At 68.9% G+C, this 17,402-nt stretch carries 13 protein-coding genes; 11 read left to right on the forward strand and 2 right to left on the reverse strand.

What is annotated here, in order from left to right; genetic code table 11:
• Positions 1–465 precede the first annotated feature (465 nt).
• The 5 genes from VV867_RS18325 (at position 466) to VV867_RS18345 (ending at position 6,082) form a co-directional block, all read left to right on the forward strand.
• Entirely contained in the window at positions 466–948 is a 483-nt protein-coding gene (locus tag VV867_RS18325) for a formate dehydrogenase subunit gamma (RefSeq protein ID WP_328567200.1), read from the forward strand.
• Positions 942–2,504, forward strand: a complete 1,563-nt coding sequence (locus tag VV867_RS18330) for a formate dehydrogenase beta subunit (protein ID WP_109936896.1) — start codon at positions 942–944, stop codon at positions 2,502–2,504. Before VV867_RS18325 ends, VV867_RS18330 begins: the two co-directional genes overlap by 7 nt.
• On the forward strand, positions 2,501–5,380 hold the full coding sequence (gene fdhF / locus VV867_RS18335; RefSeq protein WP_328567201.1) for a formate dehydrogenase subunit alpha: 2,880 nt from the start codon (positions 2,501–2,503) through the stop codon (positions 5,378–5,380). The genes VV867_RS18330 and fdhF overlap by 4 nt, the downstream gene beginning before the upstream one ends.
• Positions 5,377–5,598: a formate dehydrogenase subunit delta gene (locus VV867_RS18340; protein WP_328567202.1), complete on the forward strand. Its 222-nt coding sequence runs from the start codon at positions 5,377–5,379 to the stop codon at positions 5,596–5,598. Before fdhF ends, VV867_RS18340 begins: the two co-directional genes overlap by 4 nt.
• Before the next feature lie 85 nt (positions 5,599–5,683).
• Positions 5,684–6,082, forward strand: a complete 399-nt coding sequence (locus tag VV867_RS18345; RefSeq protein WP_275626787.1) for a GFA family protein — start codon at positions 5,684–5,686, stop codon at positions 6,080–6,082.
• An 8-nt stretch (positions 6,083–6,090) separates the two neighbouring features.
• Here the strand turns inward: VV867_RS18345 and VV867_RS18350 are convergent, their stop codons facing one another.
• Positions 6,091–6,828, reverse strand: a complete 738-nt coding sequence (locus VV867_RS18350) for a class I SAM-dependent methyltransferase (RefSeq protein ID WP_328567203.1) — start codon at positions 6,826–6,828, stop codon at positions 6,091–6,093.
• 116 nt (positions 6,829–6,944) lie between these two features.
• Complete coding sequence (locus VV867_RS18355; protein ID WP_328567204.1) at positions 6,945–7,688, reverse strand: SDR family NAD(P)-dependent oxidoreductase; 744 nt, start codon at positions 7,686–7,688, stop codon at positions 6,945–6,947.
• Positions 7,689–8,085: 397 nt separating this feature from the next.
• On the opposite strand from VV867_RS18355, the gene VV867_RS18360 reads away from it, so the two are divergent.
• From VV867_RS18360 to metE, 6 genes are all read left to right on the forward strand, one after another.
• Positions 8,086–8,871, forward strand: a complete 786-nt coding sequence (locus tag VV867_RS18360) for a substrate-binding periplasmic protein (RefSeq protein WP_328567205.1) — start codon at positions 8,086–8,088, stop codon at positions 8,869–8,871.
• A gap of 108 nt (positions 8,872–8,979) precedes the next feature.
• Entirely contained in the window at positions 8,980–11,271 is a 2,292-nt protein-coding gene (locus VV867_RS18365; protein WP_328567206.1) for an OsmC domain/YcaO domain-containing protein, read from the forward strand.
• 458 nt (positions 11,272–11,729) lie between these two features.
• On the forward strand, positions 11,730–13,751 hold the full coding sequence (locus VV867_RS18370; RefSeq protein ID WP_328567207.1) for a ribonucleoside triphosphate reductase: 2,022 nt from the start codon (positions 11,730–11,732) through the stop codon (positions 13,749–13,751).
• 46 nt (positions 13,752–13,797) lie between these two features.
• The gene (nrdD, locus tag VV867_RS18375) at positions 13,798–13,944 is read left to right on the forward strand and encodes an anaerobic ribonucleoside-triphosphate reductase (protein ID WP_109936906.1); all 147 of its coding nucleotides are present in this window, start codon (positions 13,798–13,800) and stop codon (positions 13,942–13,944) included.
• Positions 13,941–14,639: an anaerobic ribonucleoside-triphosphate reductase activating protein gene (locus VV867_RS18380; RefSeq protein ID WP_328567208.1), complete on the forward strand. Its 699-nt coding sequence runs from the start codon at positions 13,941–13,943 to the stop codon at positions 14,637–14,639. The genes nrdD and VV867_RS18380 overlap by 4 nt, the downstream gene beginning before the upstream one ends.
• A gap of 408 nt (positions 14,640–15,047) precedes the next feature.
• Positions 15,048–17,378: a 5-methyltetrahydropteroyltriglutamate--homocysteine S-methyltransferase gene (gene metE / locus VV867_RS18385; protein WP_328567209.1), complete on the forward strand. Its 2,331-nt coding sequence runs from the start codon at positions 15,048–15,050 to the stop codon at positions 17,376–17,378.
• Positions 17,379–17,402: the final 24 nt, after the last annotated feature.

The raw sequence follows: 17,402 nt of genomic DNA on the forward strand, positions 1-17,402 counted from the left end.
GCGGCCGCCATGGGCCCGACCGGCGAAATTGAACTGCACAGTGGAGCCGAGCAATAACCATTCCAGCGTCCGCCGGGCGGTTTCCCCGGCCTGGCGCGGGCCGCTTGTTGTTATCTGAGCAACAACTGTTGATTCACTGTTGCGCTGGCCCCTCCGCCGATCGGCAACCCCTGGCGCAGCGCATCGCTACCGGCTACACCCGCTTATAGGGACGGCGCGCGACGCAGCCGCGGCGACGCGCGCAGGTCGGTTTCAGGATGCGCCGGGTCGCTTGGGTGCAAACCCCGGGCGACGGGGATGGCAAGCTTGCACGATGCCCCCGGACCGGTGCGTGAAGACGCCGGCCGGCGGCAGGGATGGCGACCGGATGGGCCACGCAGCCGTGACGTGGACGGTGCGCCGCAGCCGAAGACACCGGACGGTCGCCGCCAGGGCGAGCCGGGCCGCGATGCCGAGGTACGCTGTATGCCTGATGAGACGCTTCACCTGCCGCTGATCCACGATGTGCTGGCGCGCGAGAAGGACGCCCCCGGCGCCCTGCTGCCGATCCTCCACGCCATCCAGGAAGGTTGCGGGTACATCCCCGACCTCGCCGTCGCGGAAATCGCCCATGCCCTCAACCTCAGCCAGGCCGAGGTGCGCGGGGTGATCAGCTTCTACCACGACTTCCGCACCACGCCGCCGGCGCGCCATACCCTGCGCCTGTGCCGCGCCGAATCCTGCCAGAGCATGGGCGCCGAGCGCCTGGCCGCGCAGTTGCGCGAACAGCTGGCGCTGGACGACCACGGCACCAGCGCCGACGGGCGCATCAGCCTGCGGCCGGTGTACTGCCTGGGCGCCTGCGCCTGCTCGCCGGCCCTGGAGCTGGACGGCCGGCTGCACGCCCGGCTCACCGCCGAGTGCCTGCGCGAGCTGGTGAGCGGCTGCCTGGAGGACGACCCATGCTGAGGCTCTGCGTCCCCCGCGACTCCGTGGCCCGCGCCGTGGGCGCGGAACAGGTGGCCGCCGCGCTGGCCCGCGAGGCCGAACGCCGGCAACTGCCGCTGGAGCTGCGCCGCACCAGCTCCCGCGGCCTGTACTGGCTGGAGCCGCTGGTCGAGCTGGAAGACGCCGACGGCCGCCGCCTGGGCTTCGGCCCGCTCGCCGAGCAGGACGTGCCCGGCCTGCTCGACGCCCTGGCCGCCGACCCCGCCGGCCACCCGCTGGCCCTGGGGCCGGTGGAGGACATCCCCTACCTGAAGAGCCAGCAGCGCCTGCTGTTCGCCCGCGCCGGCATCACCCGGCCGCTGTCCCTGGAGGACTACCGCGCCCAGGGCGGCTTCGCCGGCCTGGAACGGGCCATGGCGATGGACACCGCGGACGTGGTCGCCGCCGTGCTCGACTCCGGCCTGCGCGGCCGCGGCGGCGCGGCCTTCCCCGCCGGCATCAAGTGGCGCACCGTGCGCGAGGCGCCGGCCACGCCGAAATACGTGGTGTGCAACGCCGACGAGGGCGACTCCGGCACCTTCGCCGACCGCATGCTGATGGAGGGCGACCCCTTCCTGCTGGTCGAGGGCATGGCCATCGCCGGCCTCGCCGTGGGCGCCAGCCTGGGCTACATCTACGTGCGCTCGGAATACCCGGACGCCATCGCCACCCTCGACCAGGCCCTGGCCATCGCCCGCGCGGCCGGCTACCTGGGCGCCGACGTGCTCGGCAGCGGCCGCGCCTTCGACCTGCAGGTGCGGGTGGGCGCCGGCGCCTACATCTGCGGCGAGGAAACCGCCCTGCTCGACTCCCTGGAAGGCAAGCGCGGCGTGGTCCGCGCCAAGCCGCCGCTGCCGGCCCTGCAGGGCCTGTTCGGCCAGCCGACGCTGGTGCACAACGTGCTCACCCTGGCCTCGGTGCCGGTGATCCTGGCCCGCGGCGCGCAGTTCTACCGCGATTTCGGCATGGGCCGCTCGCTGGGCACCATGCCCTTCCAGCTGGCCGGCAACGTGCGCCACGGCGGCCTGGTGGAACGCGCCTTCGGCCTGACCCTGCGCGAGCTGGTGGAAGGCTACGGCGGCGGCACCGCCAGCGGCCGGCCGCTGAAGGCGGCGCAGGTGGGCGGCCCGCTGGGCGCCTGGGTGCCGCCGGCGCAGTTCGACACGCCGCTGGACTACGAGGCCTTCGCCGCCATGGGCGCCATGCTCGGCCACGGCGGCGTGGTGGTGGCCGACGACAGCCTGGACATGGCGCGCATGGCCCGCTTCGCCCTGCAGTTCTGCGCCGAGGAATCCTGCGGCAAGTGCACGCCCTGCCGGCTCGGCTCCACCCGCGGCGTGGAGGTGGTGGACCGGCTGATCGCCGCCACCGACGCCAGCGCCCGCGAAGAGCAGGCGCGGCTGCTGACCGACCTCTGCGACACCATGCAATACGGCTCGCTCTGCGCCCTGGGCGGAATGACTTCCTACCCGGTGACCAGCGCCCTCAAGCACTTCCCCGCCGACTTCGGTCTGGCGACCACGGAGGCCGACCAGTGATCAACCTCTTCGACCCCTCCAGCGACATCGTCGACCTCGGCACCCCGCCCCGCGACAGCGAGGTGCAGGTCAGCCTGAGCATCGACGGCCGCGAGATCAGCGTGCCCGCCGGCACCTCGGTGATGCGCGCCGCGGCGCTGCTGGGCACCAGCATTCCCAAGCTCTGCGCCACCGACAGCCTGGAAGCCTTCGGCTCCTGCCGCATGTGCCTGGTGGAAATCGACGGCATGCGCGGCTACCCCGCCTCCTGCACCACGCCGGTGGCCGAGGGCATGGTGGTGCGCACGCAGACGCCGAAGCTGGCGACGCTGCGGCGCAACGTCATGGAGCTGTACATCTCCGACCACCCGCTGGACTGCCTGACCTGCCCGGCCAACGGCAACTGCGAGCTGCAGACGGTGGCCGGGCAGGTGGGCCTGCGCGAGGTGCGCTACGGCTACGCCGGGGCCAACCACCTGGACGAGGCCAAGGACGTCTCCAACCCCTACTTCGACTACGACCCGAGCAAGTGCATCGTCTGCAACCGCTGCGTGCGCGCCTGCGAGGAAATCCAGGGCACCTTCGCCCTGACCATCGCCGGCCGCGGCTTCGACTCGCGGGTGGCGGCGGCCGGCGGCGACGACTTCCTCGACTCCGAGTGCGTGTCCTGCGGCGCCTGCGTGCAGGCCTGCCCCACCGCCACGCTGATGGAGAAGAGCGTGGTGCAGCTGGGCCAGCCGGAGCGCAGCGTCGTCACCACCTGCGCCTACTGCGGCGTGGGCTGCTCCTTCCGCGCCGAACTCAAGGGCGAGCAACTGGTGCGCATGGTCCCGGACAGGAACGGCCAGGCCAACCACGGCCACGCCTGCGTCAAGGGCCGCTTCGCCTGGGGCTACGCCACCCACCCCGAGCGCATCACCAAGCCGATGATCCGCCAGCGCATCAGCGACCCCTGGCAGGAAGTCAGCTGGGAAGAAGCGCTCAATCACGCGGCCGGCGAATTCCGCCGCATCCAGCTCAAGTACGGACGCGACTCCATCGGCGGCATCACTTCCAGCCGCTGCACCAACGAAGAGACCTACCTGGTGCAGAAGCTGGTGCGCGCCGCCTTCGGCAACAACAACGTCGACACCTGCGCGCGCGTCTGCCACTCGCCCACCGGCTACGGCCTGAAGCAGACCCTGGGCGAGTCCGCCGGCACCCAGAGCTTCGACTCGGTGATGCAGGCCGACGTCATCCTGGTGATGGGCGCCAACCCCACCGACGCCCACCCGGTGTTCGGCTCCCAGCTCAAGCGCCGCCTGCGCCAGGGCGCGCGGCTGATCGTCATCGACCCGCGGCGCATCGACCTGGTGGACTCGCCCCACGGCCGCGCCGAGCTGCACCTGCAGCTGCGCCCGGGCACCAACGTGGCCATGCTCAACGCCCTGGCCCACGTCATCGTCACCGAGGGCCTGGTCGACCAGGCCTTCGTCGAGGCGCGCTGCGAAGCGGCGGACTTCGCCCACTGGCGCGACTTCGTCAGCCAGCCGCAGAACGCCCCCGAGGTGCTCGGCCCGGTGTGCGGCGTGCCCGCCGGGCAGATCCGCGCCGCCGCCCGGCTCTACGCCACCGGCGGCAACGCGGCCATCTACTACGGCCTGGGCGTCACCGAGCACAGCCAGGGCAGCACCGCGGTGATGGGCATCGCCAACCTCGCCATGGCCACCGGCAACATCGGCCGCGAGGGCGTGGGGGTGAACCCGCTGCGCGGCCAGAACAACGTCCAGGGCTCCTGCGACATGGGCTCCTTCCCCCACGAGCTGCCCGGCTACCGGCACATCTCCAACGCCCAGGTGCGCAGCCAGTTCGAGCAGGCCTGGAACGTGACCCTGCAGCCCGAGCCGGGGCTGCGCATCCCCAACATGTTCGAGGCGGCCCTGGACGGCAGCTTCAAGGCGCTGTACTGCCAGGGCGAGGACATCGCCCAGAGCGACCCCAACACCCAGCACGTCACCGCCGCCCTGTCGGCCATGGAATGCGTGGTGGTGCAGGACATCTTCCTCAACGAGACGGCCAAGTTCGCCCACGTGTTCCTGCCGGGCAGCTCCTTCCTCGAGAAGGACGGCACCTTCACCAACGCCGAGCGGCGCATCTCGCGGGTGCGCAAGGTGATGGAGCCGCTGGGCGGCAAGGCCGACTGGGAAGCCACCATGGCGCTGTCCAACGCCCTGGGCTACCCGATGCACTACAGGCACCCGTCCGAGATCATGGACGAGATCGCCCGCCTGACGCCCACCTTCGCCCGCGTCAGCTACGCCGAGCTGGATCGCCACGGCAGCCTGCAGTGGCCGTGCAACGACGCCGCGCCCGACGGCACCCCGACCATGCACATCGAGCAGTTCGTGCGCGGCAAGGGGCGCTTCATGCTCACCGGCTACGTGCCCACCGACGAGAAGGTCAACAGCCGCTACCCGCTGCTGCTGACCACCGGGCGCATCCTCAGCCAGTACAACGTCGGCGCCCAGACGCGGCGCACCGGCAACGTCGCCTGGCACCCCGAGGACCGCCTGGAGATCCACCCCAGCGACGCCGAGGCCCGCGGCATCGCCGACGGCGACTGGGTCGGGGTGGGCAGCCGCTCCGGGCAGACGGTGCTGCACGCCAAGGTCAGCGAGCGGGTGGCGCCGGGAGTGGTGTACACCACCTTCCACTTCCCGGAATCCGGCGCCAACGTGATCACCACCGACAACTCCGACTGGGCCACCAACTGCCCGGAATACAAGGTCACCGCGGTGGAAGTGGTGCACGTCTACCAGCCCTCCGAATGGCAGAAGCGCTACCAGGCCTTCAGCGACGAACAACGCCGCCTGCTGCGCGAACGCCGCCACGCCGAGAAAGCCGAGGTGCGCCGATGAGCATCGACAACCTGGTCAAGATGGCCAACCAGATCGGCCAGTACTTCGCCAGCGAGCCGGACCGCGAATTGGCCGTGAGCGGCGTGCGCCAGCACCTGCGCAGCTTCTGGACGCCAGCCATGCGCCGCGAGCTGGCGGCCTGGCTGGCGCAGCACCCCGACGCCGACCTGCACCCGCTGGTGCAGGAAGCGCTGAAGGAACCGGCGGAAAGCGCCTAGCGGGCACACCGGGGACGGCCGGGCTATGATGCCGTCCCCGACCGCTGGCGCGCCGGGTCTTCTTCCAACCCCGGGACGCATGAACATGAACGAAACCCTCCACGGCAGCTGCCTCTGCGGCCACATCCGCTACCAGTTGGCGACGCCGCCCAAGGCGGTCTCGCACTGTCACTGCAGCCAGTGCCGCAAGGGCCATGGCGCCGCCTTCGCCACCTACGGCAGCGTGCCGCGCAGCGCCCTGAGCCTGCAGGGCGCCGAGCAGCTGAAGACCTTCCATTCCTCGCCCACGGTCAGCCGCCAGTTCTGCGGCCAGTGCGGCGCCACGCTGTTCTGGTCGGACAGCCAGGGCGACTACCCGGACTGGATCGCGGTGGCCCTGGGCACCCTGGACAGCGACTTCCGGCCGTCCAGCCAGAAGCACATCTACACCGCCTCCAAGGCGCCCTGGTACGACATCGACGACCGCTGGCCGCAGGAGCCCTGAGCGACGCGTTAATCACCCAGGCGCCGGGCGCCCACCAGCAGCAGCATCGGCCGCTCCAGCTCCTCGGCCAGCGCGGGCTGCGCCGCCAGCTGCTCCGCGCTGGGCGCGAACTCGTGCACCTCGCCAATGGCGAAGCCGTTGCCGATCAGCGTGTTGAGGGTGGTGGCCAGGGTGCGGTGGTACTTCAGCACGCCCTTGGCGAACCAGTCGGTGCGGCGCTCGCCCTCCAGCGCGTACTGGTTCACCGGCCAGGTCTTGCGGCCGCCCTGGTCCGCCAGCCAGCCGGGGTGCGCGGCGGCCATGTAGATCGGGTGCTCGATGCTGAACACCAGCCCGCCGCCCGGCACCAGGGCCCGCTGGAGCATGCGCACCAGGCGCGGGAAGTCGCGCAGGTAGTGGAAGGTCAGCGAGCTGTAGGCCAGCTCGAAGGCGGCCGTCGGCAGCTCCAGGGTCTCAAGGTCGGCCCGGCGATACTCGATGGCCGCGTCCGGCGTGTCGGCGCGGGCGCGCTCGATCATCCTCTCCGACAGGTCGATGCCCAGCACCGAGGCCGCGCCCTGCTCGCGCATCCAGCGCGCGGCCCAGCCGAAGCCGCAGCCCAGGTCCAGCACCCGCGCCCCGGCCAGCGCCGGCAGCATGGCGCGCAGTTGCGGCCACTCCGGCGCGCCGTCCAGGCCATGCACCTGGCGCGGCAGCCGGGTGTAGCCGGCGAAGAAATCGGGGTTGTCGTAGATGTTCTGCGCCATTGCGGGCTCCTGGGTGTACGTCGACCGGGCCATTCAGCCCTGGGCGGACATGCAAGCAGAGCGGCGGGCGCGGCACAAGCCCGCGGCCTGCGCCGCGAAGGCGGCGCAGGCAGGCTTCAGCGCAGGGTGTAGCCGTTGTCGACGACCAGGTCCTGGCCGTGGATGCCGCGGGCCCGCTCCGAGAGCATGAAGAGGACCGCATCGGCGACCGCCTCCGCCTCCAGGAAACGACCATCCAGCAGGCGCCCGTTGACGGTGGCGGCGACCTTGTCCAGGGACTCGTCGTCCAGCCCCAGGGTGCCCCAGATCGGCGTCGCCGTGGGCCCGGGGGACACGATGTTGACACGGATGCCCTCGGCCGCCAGCTCCACCGCCAGGGTGCGGGCCCGGGCCTTGAGCGCGGACTTCGAGGCGATGTAGGCCGCCAGCCCCGGGAAGGTGACCTGGGACAGGAAGGTGCCGATGAACACCACCGAAGATGGCCGCGCCATCTGCCCGCGCAGGGCGGCCAGGGTGTTCAGCGCGCCGGCGCCGTTCACCGCCCACTGCCGCTGGAACGCCGCCTCGTCCAGGCCGTCGGCCAGTTGCGCGATGCCGGCGTTGGGCAGCAGGTAGTCCACCGGCCCCAGTTCCCGGGCCAGGTCCGCCAGGCATTGGAGATCATCGGCGCGGGTGACGTCGCCGCTCAGCCAGCACAAATGGCCGCCGGCCTCGTCGAGTTCGGCCGGCGGCACCTCGCGCCGGGCCATGGCCACTACCCTGGTGCCTTCGCGCAACAGCCGCCGGGCCACGGCCAGGCCGATGCCCGAACCGGCACCGGTGATCACCGCCAGGGGGGACCTGGAATCATTGCTTGGCATGTACATGCTCCTGATGGTCTTCAGTGGGATGCGCCTGGCGCGTGGCGTTCCACACACCGGCGCCAGGAGCCGTCAACAACTTCCATGCCAGGAATAAATCGTTTTATTATCAATACCTTGAAATACACAGAAGTCATCATGACTCGCCGCAAAGCGAGTGCTTTCGACTGCATACGAGGTACTTCGGACTGCGTGCCGGCCCGGGCGCCCACACCTTTTCGCCCTATCCCATCGGCACTCCGCAAGATGGCGGCAGAAAGCTATCCTTCAGATAATTCGTAAGGATTCTGCGACGTCTCCACCCCATGGAACGTCCGCCGACCGAATGCTCCGGGGCCTGCAGCGCCCCTAGGCAAGGGAGCCGCCGATCTCACCCCTTTCATCACCGGGAGCCGGTATGCCTTGCCAGCCCTTCACCAGGTTCGTCGCGTCCGCTCGCCGCTGGCTGGGCATCGGCCTGCTCGCGCTGGCAACCGCCGCCGGTGCTGACGAACACGCGCCGCTGCGGGTGATGACCGACTACTGGCCGCCCTTCCGCATCGAGGGCGCCGACGGCCGCATCAGCGGCCTGGACATGGACCTGCTGGCCGAGCTGGAAAGGCGTACCGGCCTGCGCTTCGAGGTGCACCGCGCGCCCTGGGCCCGCGGCCTGGCCGCCCTGCAGAGCGGCGCGGCGGACCTGATGACCGGCCTTGCGCGCACCCCGGAGCGCGAGCACTACATCGACTACCTGCCCCTGCCCTACTACTCCTGCGCGCCGCGCCTGTATGCCTCGCCGCAGCTGGCGCCGGCCATCGCCCGCTACGACGACCTGCTCGGCCCCACCATCGGCTACGTGCTGGAATCCGCCTACTTCGAACCCTTCGACTCCGACAAGCGCCTGAAGAAGTTCGGCGTGAACAACGAGACGCAGCTGCTGCAGATGCTCTCCCTCGGCCGTCTGCAACTGGTGATAGGCACCGACTGCCAGGTGGACTACGAACTGCGCGACCCGCAGCTGGCCCGCCAGATCGTGCGCACCCGCTTCCAGCCGGACAGCCGCACCGACCTCTACCTCGGCTTCTCCCACCAGCGCCCGCTGACGGCCGAGCGCCAGCTGATCGAAGGCGCCCTGCGGCAGCTGCTCGACGAAGGCTGGGTGCAGCGGGCGGCCGGGCGCTACCAGGCGGCGAGCGGGAACTAGCGTTCCGGCCGAAGCCCTGGCGCGCCGGGCGGTTAAATGGGCGGATAGATTTGCGGAATGCTTATAATGGCGGGTTATTCATTTTATTTTTTGCCGTGGTAAACCCGCATGGAAATCAAGGTCAATTTTCTCGATAACCTTCGGCTCGAAGCCAGGTTCGACGACTTCACGGTGATAGCCGACCAGCCGATCCGCTACAAGGGCGACGGCTCCGCACCGGGTCCGTTCGACTACTTCCTGGCTTCGTCGGCGCTGTGCGCGGCTTACTTCGTGAAACTCTACTGCCAGACGCGCAACATCCCCACCGACAACATCCGCCTGTCGCAGAACAACATCGTCGACCCGGAGAACCGCTACAAGCAGATCTTCAAGATCCAGGTGGAGCTGCCGGCGGACATCTCGGAAAAGGACCGCCAGGGCATCCTGCGCTCCATCGACCGCTGCACGGTGAAGAAGGTGGTGCAGACCGGGCCCGAGTTCGTCATCGAGGAAGTGGAGAACCTCGACGCCGATGCCCAGGCTCTGCTGATGCCCAGCGCCGACGCGGGCGCGCGCACCTGCATCCCGGGCAAGGACCTGCCGCTGGAGCAGACCATCGCCAACATGTCAGGCATCCTCGCCGGCCTGGGCATGAAGATCGAGATCGCCTCGTGGCGCAACATCGTGCCCAACGTCTGGTCGCTGCACATCCGCGATGCGCAGTCGCCGATGTGCTTCACCAACGGCAAGGGCGCGACCAAGGAAAGCGCACTGGCCTCGGCCCTGGGCGAGTTCATCGAGCGCCTGAACTGCAACTTCTTCTACAACGACCAGTTCTGGGGCGAGGAGATCGCCAACGCGCCCTTCGTGCACTACCCCGACGAGCGCTGGTTCAAGCCCGGCCACAAGGACGCGCTGCCGGCGGAAATCCTCGATGCGCACTGCCTGGCCATCTACGACCCCGAGGGCGAGCTGCGCGGCTCGCACCTGTACGACACCAACTCCGGCAACGTGCGGCGCGGCATCTGCTCGCTGCCGTTCGTGCGCCAGTCCGACGGCAAGGTGGTGTACTTCCCGTCCAACCTGATCGAGAACCTCTACCTCAGCAACGGCATGAGCGCCGGCAACACCCTGGCCGAAGCGCAGGTGCAGTGCCTGTCGGAAATCTTCGAGCGCGCGGTGAAGCGCGAAATCCTCGAGAACGAACTGGCGCTGCCGGACGTGCCGCAGGAAGTGCTGGCGAAGTACCCGGGCATACTGGCCGGCATCCGCGGCCTGGAGGAACAGGGCTTCCCGGTGCTGGTCAAGGATGCGTCCCTGGGCGGCCGGTTCCCGGTGATGTGCGTGACCTTGATGAACCCGCGCACCGGCGGCGTGTTCGCCTCGTTCGGCGCCCACCCCAGCCTGGAGGTGGCGCTGGAGCGCAGCCTGACCGAGTTGCTCCAGGGCCGCAGCTTCGAAGGCCTGAACGACCTGCCGCAGCCCACCTTCGAAAGCCAGGCGCTGACCGAGCCGAACAACTTCGTCGAGCACTTCATCGACTCCAGCGGCGTGGTGTCGTGGCGCTTCTTCAGCGCCCGGGCCGACTTCGCGTTCGTCGAGTGGGACTTCTCCGGCCGGGGCAAGGAGTCCAACGCCGAGGAAGCCGCCACACTGTTCGGCATCCTCGAAGACCTGGGCAAGGAAGTGTACATGGCGGTGTACGAGCACCTGGGGGCGACGGCCTGCCGCATCCTGGTGCCGGGCTACTCGGAGATCTACCCGGTGGAGGACCTGGTCTGGGACAACACCAACAAGGCGCTGGCCTTCCGCGAGGACATCCTCGACCTGCACCGCCTGGACGACGCCCGCCTCGAGGCTCTGCTCGACCGCCTGGAAGACTGCGAGGTGGACGACTACACCGACATCACCACCCTGATCGGCATCGAGTTCGACGACAACACGGTCTGGGGCCAGTTGACCCTCCTCGAGCTGAAGCTGCTGATCCACCTCGCCCTGCAGCGCTTCGAAGACGCCAAGGAGCTGGTGGAGGCCTTCCTCCAGTACAACGACAACACGGTCGAGCGCGGGCTGTTCTACCAGGCCCTGAACGTGGTGCTGGAGGTGGTGCTGGACGACGAACTGGAAATCGCCGACTACGAGGCCAACTTCCGCCGCATGTTCGGCGACGAGCGGATGGACGCGGCGCTGGGCTCGGTGGACGGCAGCGTGCGCTTCCACGGCCTGACGCCGACCAGCATGAAGCTGGAGGGCCTCGACAGGCACCTGCGGCTGATCGACAGCTACCGGAAGCTTCACGCGGCGCGGGCCAGGCTGCAGCCCGTGGCGGATGCTGGCGCGAACGGCCCCGGCAGCGGCCTCAAGCCGCGGCGCCTGGCGATCCGCAAGCCAAATGCGGCGCGGGGCCGGCCGGCGGGTTGATTCGGCCGGGCGTGGGTTGGCCCGCGGGTTCAATCGCGGACGGAATCCTACGGGGGATATGCCATGACTACCGACAACCTGTAGGAGCGGGCCCTGCCCGCGATTCGCGCGCAGGGCGCGCTCCTACATGGGCACGGTGCGGTGGGGCAGCGTAGGAGCGGATCTCATCCGCGATTCGCGCCGGGCCATCCGGTTATCGCGGACAAGGTCCGCTCCTACAGTTCCAGGAAGCACGGGCGTAGGAGCGAACTCCGTCGCCGGAAACGGCGGATGGATTTCCCCGCCGAAGCCGCCCTACGTAGGGCGCAGGGCCGGGGCGGTCAATACCTCCGATGGCCGGAACCGCCTGGCACCGAACATTGACCGAGGTCAATCCTTCCTCGGCCGACGCCGTTAGATTCCACAACATCTTGTTGTCTTGAAAATTCAAAACACATCATGTTGTGGAATCCAGCCAAATGACCCAGCCACGGAATGCCCCGTTTCCCGGCCGCCTGCGCAAGCGCAACGGCGCCGCCGTCCCCTTCGACCCGAGCAAGATCGAACGCGCCATCGCCGCCGCCGGCGAGGCCAGCGGCGAGTTCGCCGCGCCCCATGCGCAGGAACTGACGCGCCGCGTGCTGGCGCGCCTGCCGATGCAGGGCGACCTGGACGTGGAGCAGGTGCAGGACCTGGTCGAGCGCAGCCTGATGGAGGCCGGCCACTACCCCACCGCGCGGGCCTACATCGTCTACCGCGAACGCCACGGCCGCCTGCGCCGCGAGCGCAAGACGCTGGTGGACGTCGCCGCCTCGATGAACGAATACCTCTCGCGGGAAGACTGGCGGGTGCGCGCCAACGCCAACCAGGGCTACTCCCTGGGCGGGCTGATCCTCAACGTATCCGGCAAGGTCACCGCCAACTACTGGCTGGACGAGGTGTACGACGAAGCCATCGCCGCCGCCCACCGCGAGGCCGACCTGCACATCCACGACCTCGACATGCTGGCCGGCTACTGCGCCGGCTGGTCGCTGCGCACGCTGCTCAACGAGGGCCTCAACGGCGTGCCGGGGCGGGTCGAGGCCGGGCCGCCGAAGCACCTGTCCAGCGCCCTCGGGCAGATGGTGAATTTCCTCGGCACCCTGCAGAACGAGTGGGCCGGCGCCCAGGCGTTCAGCTCCTTCGACACCTACCTCGCCCCCTACGTGCGCAAGGACCGGCTGGGCTACGACGCGGTGCGCCAGGCCATCCAGGAGTTCATCTACAACCTCAACGTGCCGTCGCGCTGGGGCACCCAGACGCCCTTCACCAACCTGACCTTCGACTGGGTCTGCCCGGAAGACCTGCGCGAGCAGGTCCCCTACGTCGGCGGCGAGGAAATGCCCTTCGCCTATGGCGAGCTGCAGGCGGAGATGGACCTGATCAACCGCGCCTACATCGAGGTGATGCAGGCCGGCGACGCCCATGGCCGGGTGTTCACCTTCCCCATCCCCACCTACAACATCACCCACGACTTCCCCTGGGACAGCGACAACGCCACGCGCCTGTTCGAGATGACCGCGCGCTACGGCCTGCCGTACTTCCAGAACTTCCTCAACTCGGACATGCAGCCCAACCAGGTGCGCTCCATGTGCTGCCGCCTGCAGCTGGACGTGCGCGAGCTGCTCAAGCGCGGCAACGGCCTGTTCGGCTCGGCGGAACAGACCGGCTCGCTGGGCGTGGTGACGCTCAACTGCGCGCGCCTGGGCCATCGTCACCGCGGCGACCTGGCAGGGCTCTACCGCCAACTGGACTACCTGCTGGCCCTGGCCTTCGACAGCCTGGAGGTGAAGCGCAAGGTCATCCAGCAGCACATGGACGCCGGCCTCTACCCCTACACCAAGCGCTACCTGGGCACCCTGCGCAACCACTTCTCCACCATCGGCGTGAACGGCCTGCACGAGATGGTGCGCAACTTTACCGACGACCGCGAGGGCCTGCACACCGAGGCCGGCCGGCAGATGGCGCTGGCGTTGCTGGACCACGTGCGGGCGCGGCTGGTGGGCTTCCAGGAAGACAGCGGCCACCTCTACAACCTGGAGGCGACGCCCGCCGAGGGCACCACCTACCGCTTCGCCCGCGAGGACCGCAAGCGCCACCCGGACATCCTCCAGGCCGGCACGCCGGATGCGCCCTACTACACCAACTCCTCGCAGCTGCCGGTGGGCCTCACCGACGACCCCTTCGAGGCGCTGGAACTGCAGGACGCCCTGCAATGCAAATACACCGGCGGCACCGTGCTGCACCTGTACATGGCCGAGCGCATCTCCAGCGCCGAGGCCTGCAAGACCCTGGTGCGCAGCGCCCTCGGGCGCTTCCGCCTGCCCTACCTCACCGTCACGCCGACCTTCTCCATCTGCCCGGTGCACGGCTACCTCGCCGGCGAACACGAGTTCTGCCCCAGGTGCGACGACGCCCTGCTGCAACGCGCCGCCAGTTGCTGCGGCAGCTGCGGCGGCTGAGCCGGCAACACTCCGCTTCACCAACCGCAAGAAAGGAGCACTACCGATGAAAGCGAGCCAACTGCCCGAAAACCAGCGCCAGCGCTGTGAAGTCTGGACCCGCGTGATGGGCTACCACCGCCCGGTGTCGGCCTTCAACGCCGGCAAGCAGTCCGAGCACCGCGAGCGCTGCCACTTCCGCGAGACGCGATGAGCGCTACGCTCAGGGTCGGGGGCCTGGTGCCCCTGACCACCCTCGACTACCCCGGCCTGCTGGCCTGCGTGCTGTTCTGCCAGGGCTGCGCCTGGCGCTGCCGCTACTGCCACAACCCACAGCTGATCCCGGCTCGCGGCGAGGCGCAGCTCCCCTGGGAAGACATCCTCGCCTTCCTCCGCCGGCGCCAGGGCCTGCTGCAGGCCGCGGTGTTCAGCGGCGGCGAAGCGACGCTGCAGGCCGCGCTGCCCGGGGCCATGGCCGCCGTCCGCGAACTGGGCTTTCGCGTTGGCCTGCACAGCGCCGGCATCCAGCCGCGCGCCTTCGCCCGGGCGCTGCCGCACACGGACTGGGTGGGGTTCGACGTGAAGGCGCTGGCCGAGGACATGGACGCCATCACCGGCGTGCCCCGCAGCGGCCGCGCCAACTGGCGCAGCCTGGAACTGCTGCTGGAAAGCGGCGTGGACCACGAATGCCGGACCACGGTGCATTGGCAGCTGTTCGACCTGGAGCACCTCCGGCGCCTGGCCACGCGCCTGCGCGGGATGGGCGTGGAAAGCTTCGTGGTGCAGCTGGCCCGCAGCGGGCGCCAGCTCGATCCGCGACTCATCGCAACGCCTGCCCCTCAGGGCGCAGCGGCATTGTGGGGCGAGCTGGAAGCGCTGTTCCCGAGATTCGAATTGCGGGATGCCTAGCGAGTTCCTGCTCGCTAAGGGTGTTCGCCGGTTACCGAAGTGCTGCCTGGTACGCCTTTCCCTCTCCCTAACCCTCTCCCTGAAGGGAGAGGGGACCGTTGGGCAGAGCTGGGTGTTCCGGAGTTAGCCGGTAACACTGAAGGTTTCCGGCTAAAACCATTCCTTCTCTCGGCACGGACAAGCCCCCTCTCCCTCCGGGAGAGGGCTGGGGTGAGGGGAAAGCCCGAGCGCCGATTCCATTCCCCTGTAGGAGCGAGCTTGCTCGCGAACCGCATGGCACCCGAAACCACGGATGACGAAGCTCTATCATGAATAAAACTTGATTTCATCGTAAATAAATTGAGTTTGTCTCATGAGGAACCGATCCCGAAAATCCCTCCACTGGTTTTTCAATGGAGAGATTTACCCATGGCATTGGCCCACAACCTCGGCTTCCCGCGTATCGGCCGGGACCGCGAACTGAAGAAAGCCCTGGAAGCCTTCTGGAAGGGTGAACTGGACGAGGCCGGGCTGCGCGCCGTCGGCAGGCAGTTGCGTGCCACCCACTGGCAGGTACAGAAGGACGCCGGCATCGAGCTGCTACCGGTGGGCGACTTCGCCTGGTACGACCAGGTGCTGACCCACTCGCTGACCTTCGGCGTCATCCCCGAGCGCTTCCGTGGCCATGGCGATGCCAAGCCGACCCTGCAGACGCTCTTCGGCATGGCCCGTGGCGCCGTTGGAACGAAGAGCAGCGACAACTGCTGCGGCGGTGCCCATGCGCAACCCCTTCTCGCACAAGAGCTGACCAAGTGGTTCGACACCAACTACCACTACCTGGTCCCCGAATTCACTGCCGACCAGCAGTTCGAGCTGAGCTGGGAACAGCTGTTCGAAGAGGTCGATGAGGCCAAGGCCCTGGGCCACAACGTGAAGCCCGTGGTGATCGGCCCGCTGACCTACCTCTGGCTGGGCAAGACCAAGGGCGCGGACTTCGACAAGCTCGACCTGCTGGAGCGCCTGCTGCCGCTCTACGGCCAGATCTTCCAGCGCCTGGCCGCCCAGGGCGTGGAATGGGTGCAGATCGACGAGCCGATCCTGGTGCTCGACCTGCCGCAGGACTGGAAGAACGCCTTCGAGCGCGCCTACAACCTGCTGCAGAGCGAGCCGCTGAAGAAACTGGTCGCCACCTACTTCGGCGGCCTGGAAGACAACCTCGGCCTGGCCGCCGGCCTGCCGGTGGACGGCCTGCACATCGACCTGGTGCGCGCCCCGGAACAGTACCCGAGCATCCTCGACCGCCTGCCGGCCTACAAGGTCGTGTCCCTGGGCCTGGTCAACGGCCGCAACGTCTGGCGCTGCGACCTGGAGAAGGCCCTGGACATCGTGCGCCACGCCCAGGAACGCCTCGGCGAGCGCCTGTGGCTCGCGCCGTCCTGCTCGCTGCTGCACAGCCCGGTCGACCTGGAGCGCGAAGACCAGCTCGACGCCGAGCTGAAGAGCTGGCTGGCCTTCGCCGTGCAGAAGTGCGCCGAAGTGGCCGTGCTGGCCCGCGCCGCCACCGAGCCGCAGGCCGCCGACGTCGTTGCCGCCCTGGAACAAAGCCGCGCCGTACAGGCCAGCCGCGCCGCCTCGCCGCGCATCCACAAGCCGGCCGTGCAGGCCCGCCTGGCCGCCATCGAGCCGAGCGATGCCCAGCGCCACTCCCCGTTCGCCGAGCGCATCATCAAGCAGCGCGCCGGCCTCGACCTGCCGGCATTCCCCACCACCACCATCGGTTCCTTCCCGCAGACCTCGGCCATCCGCCTGGCGCGCCAGTCGTTCAGGCAGGGCAAGCTGAGCCAGGCCGAGTACACCGAGGCCATGCACAGCGAGATCCGCCATGCCGTGCAGATCCAGGAGAACCTGGGCCTGGACGTGCTGGTGCACGGCGAGGCCGAGCGCAACGACATGGTCGAGTACTTCGCCGAGCAGCTCGACGGCTACGTCTTCACCCGCTTCGGCTGGGTGCAGAGCTACGGTTCGCGCTGCGTGAAGCCGGCGGTGATCTTCGGTGACCTGAGCCGCCCGAAGGCCATGACCGTGGAGTGGATCACCTACGCCCAGAGCCTCACCGGCAAGGTGATGAAGGGCATGCTGACCGGCCCGGTGACCATGCTGATGTGGTCCTTCCCGCGCGAGGACGTGCCCCGCGAGGTGCAGGCGCGCCAGCTGGCGCTGGCCATCCGCGACGAAGTGGTCGACCTGGAAGCGGCCGGCATCAGGATCGTGCAGATCGACGAGGCGGCCTTCCGCGAGGGCCTGCCGCTGCGCAGGAGCGCCTGGGCACCCTACCTGGAGTGGGCCACCGAGGCCTTCCGCCTGTGCGCCTCGGGCGTGCGCGACGAAACCCAGATCCACACCCACATGTGCTACAGCGAGTTCAACGACGTGATCGAATCCATCGCCGCCATGGACGCCGACGTCATCACCATCGAGACCTCGCGTTCGGACATGGAGCTGCTGGAGGCCTTCGAGAAGTTCGACTACCCGAACGAGATCGGCCCGGGCGTCTACGACATCCACTCGCCGCGGGTGCCGAGCCGGGAAGAGATGGTCAAGCTGCTGCGCAAGGCGGCCCAGCGCATCCCCGCCGAGCGCCTCTGGGTGAATCCGGATTGCGGCCTGAAAACCCGCGCCTGGCCGGAGACCGAGGCCGCGCTGGTGAACATGGTGGCGGCGGCCCGCGAGCTGCGCAACGACCTCGCCGCCCTGGCCTGATCGGCCAGCGATGACGGAACGGGA

Origin of the sequence: Pseudomonas sp. JH-2, assembly GCF_036231725.1 — a bacterium.
GTDB classification, from domain to species: Bacteria; Pseudomonadota; Gammaproteobacteria; order Pseudomonadales; family Pseudomonadaceae; genus Pseudomonas; species Pseudomonas delhiensis.

Bases quoted from the DNA above. Each gene is read 5' to 3' on its own strand.
- VV867_RS18380 (WP_328567208.1), top strand. From the start codon at position 13,941: ATGAGCGCTACGCTCAGGGTCGGGGGCCTGGTGCCCCTGACCACCCTC.
- VV867_RS18350 (WP_328567203.1), bottom strand. From the start codon at position 6,828: ATGGCGCAGAACATCTACGACAACCCCGATTTCTTCGCCGGCTACACC.
- VV867_RS18360 (WP_328567205.1), top strand. From the start codon at position 8,086: ATGCCTTGCCAGCCCTTCACCAGGTTCGTCGCGTCCGCTCGCCGCTGG.
- nrdD (WP_109936906.1), top strand. From the start codon at position 13,798: ATGAAAGCGAGCCAACTGCCCGAAAACCAGCGCCAGCGCTGTGAAGTC.
- VV867_RS18370 (WP_328567207.1), top strand. From the start codon at position 11,730: ATGACCCAGCCACGGAATGCCCCGTTTCCCGGCCGCCTGCGCAAGCGC.
- VV867_RS18340 (WP_328567202.1), top strand. From the start codon at position 5,377: ATGAGCATCGACAACCTGGTCAAGATGGCCAACCAGATCGGCCAGTAC.
- VV867_RS18345 (WP_275626787.1), top strand. From the start codon at position 5,684: ATGAACGAAACCCTCCACGGCAGCTGCCTCTGCGGCCACATCCGCTAC.
- VV867_RS18365 (WP_328567206.1), top strand. From the start codon at position 8,980: ATGGAAATCAAGGTCAATTTTCTCGATAACCTTCGGCTCGAAGCCAGG.
- VV867_RS18355 (WP_328567204.1), bottom strand. From the start codon at position 7,688: ATGCCAAGCAATGATTCCAGGTCCCCCCTGGCGGTGATCACCGGTGCC.
- VV867_RS18330 (WP_109936896.1), top strand. From the start codon at position 942: ATGCTGAGGCTCTGCGTCCCCCGCGACTCCGTGGCCCGCGCCGTGGGC.
- metE (WP_328567209.1), top strand. From the start codon at position 15,048: ATGGCATTGGCCCACAACCTCGGCTTCCCGCGTATCGGCCGGGACCGC.
- VV867_RS18325 (WP_328567200.1), top strand. From the start codon at position 466: ATGCCTGATGAGACGCTTCACCTGCCGCTGATCCACGATGTGCTGGCG.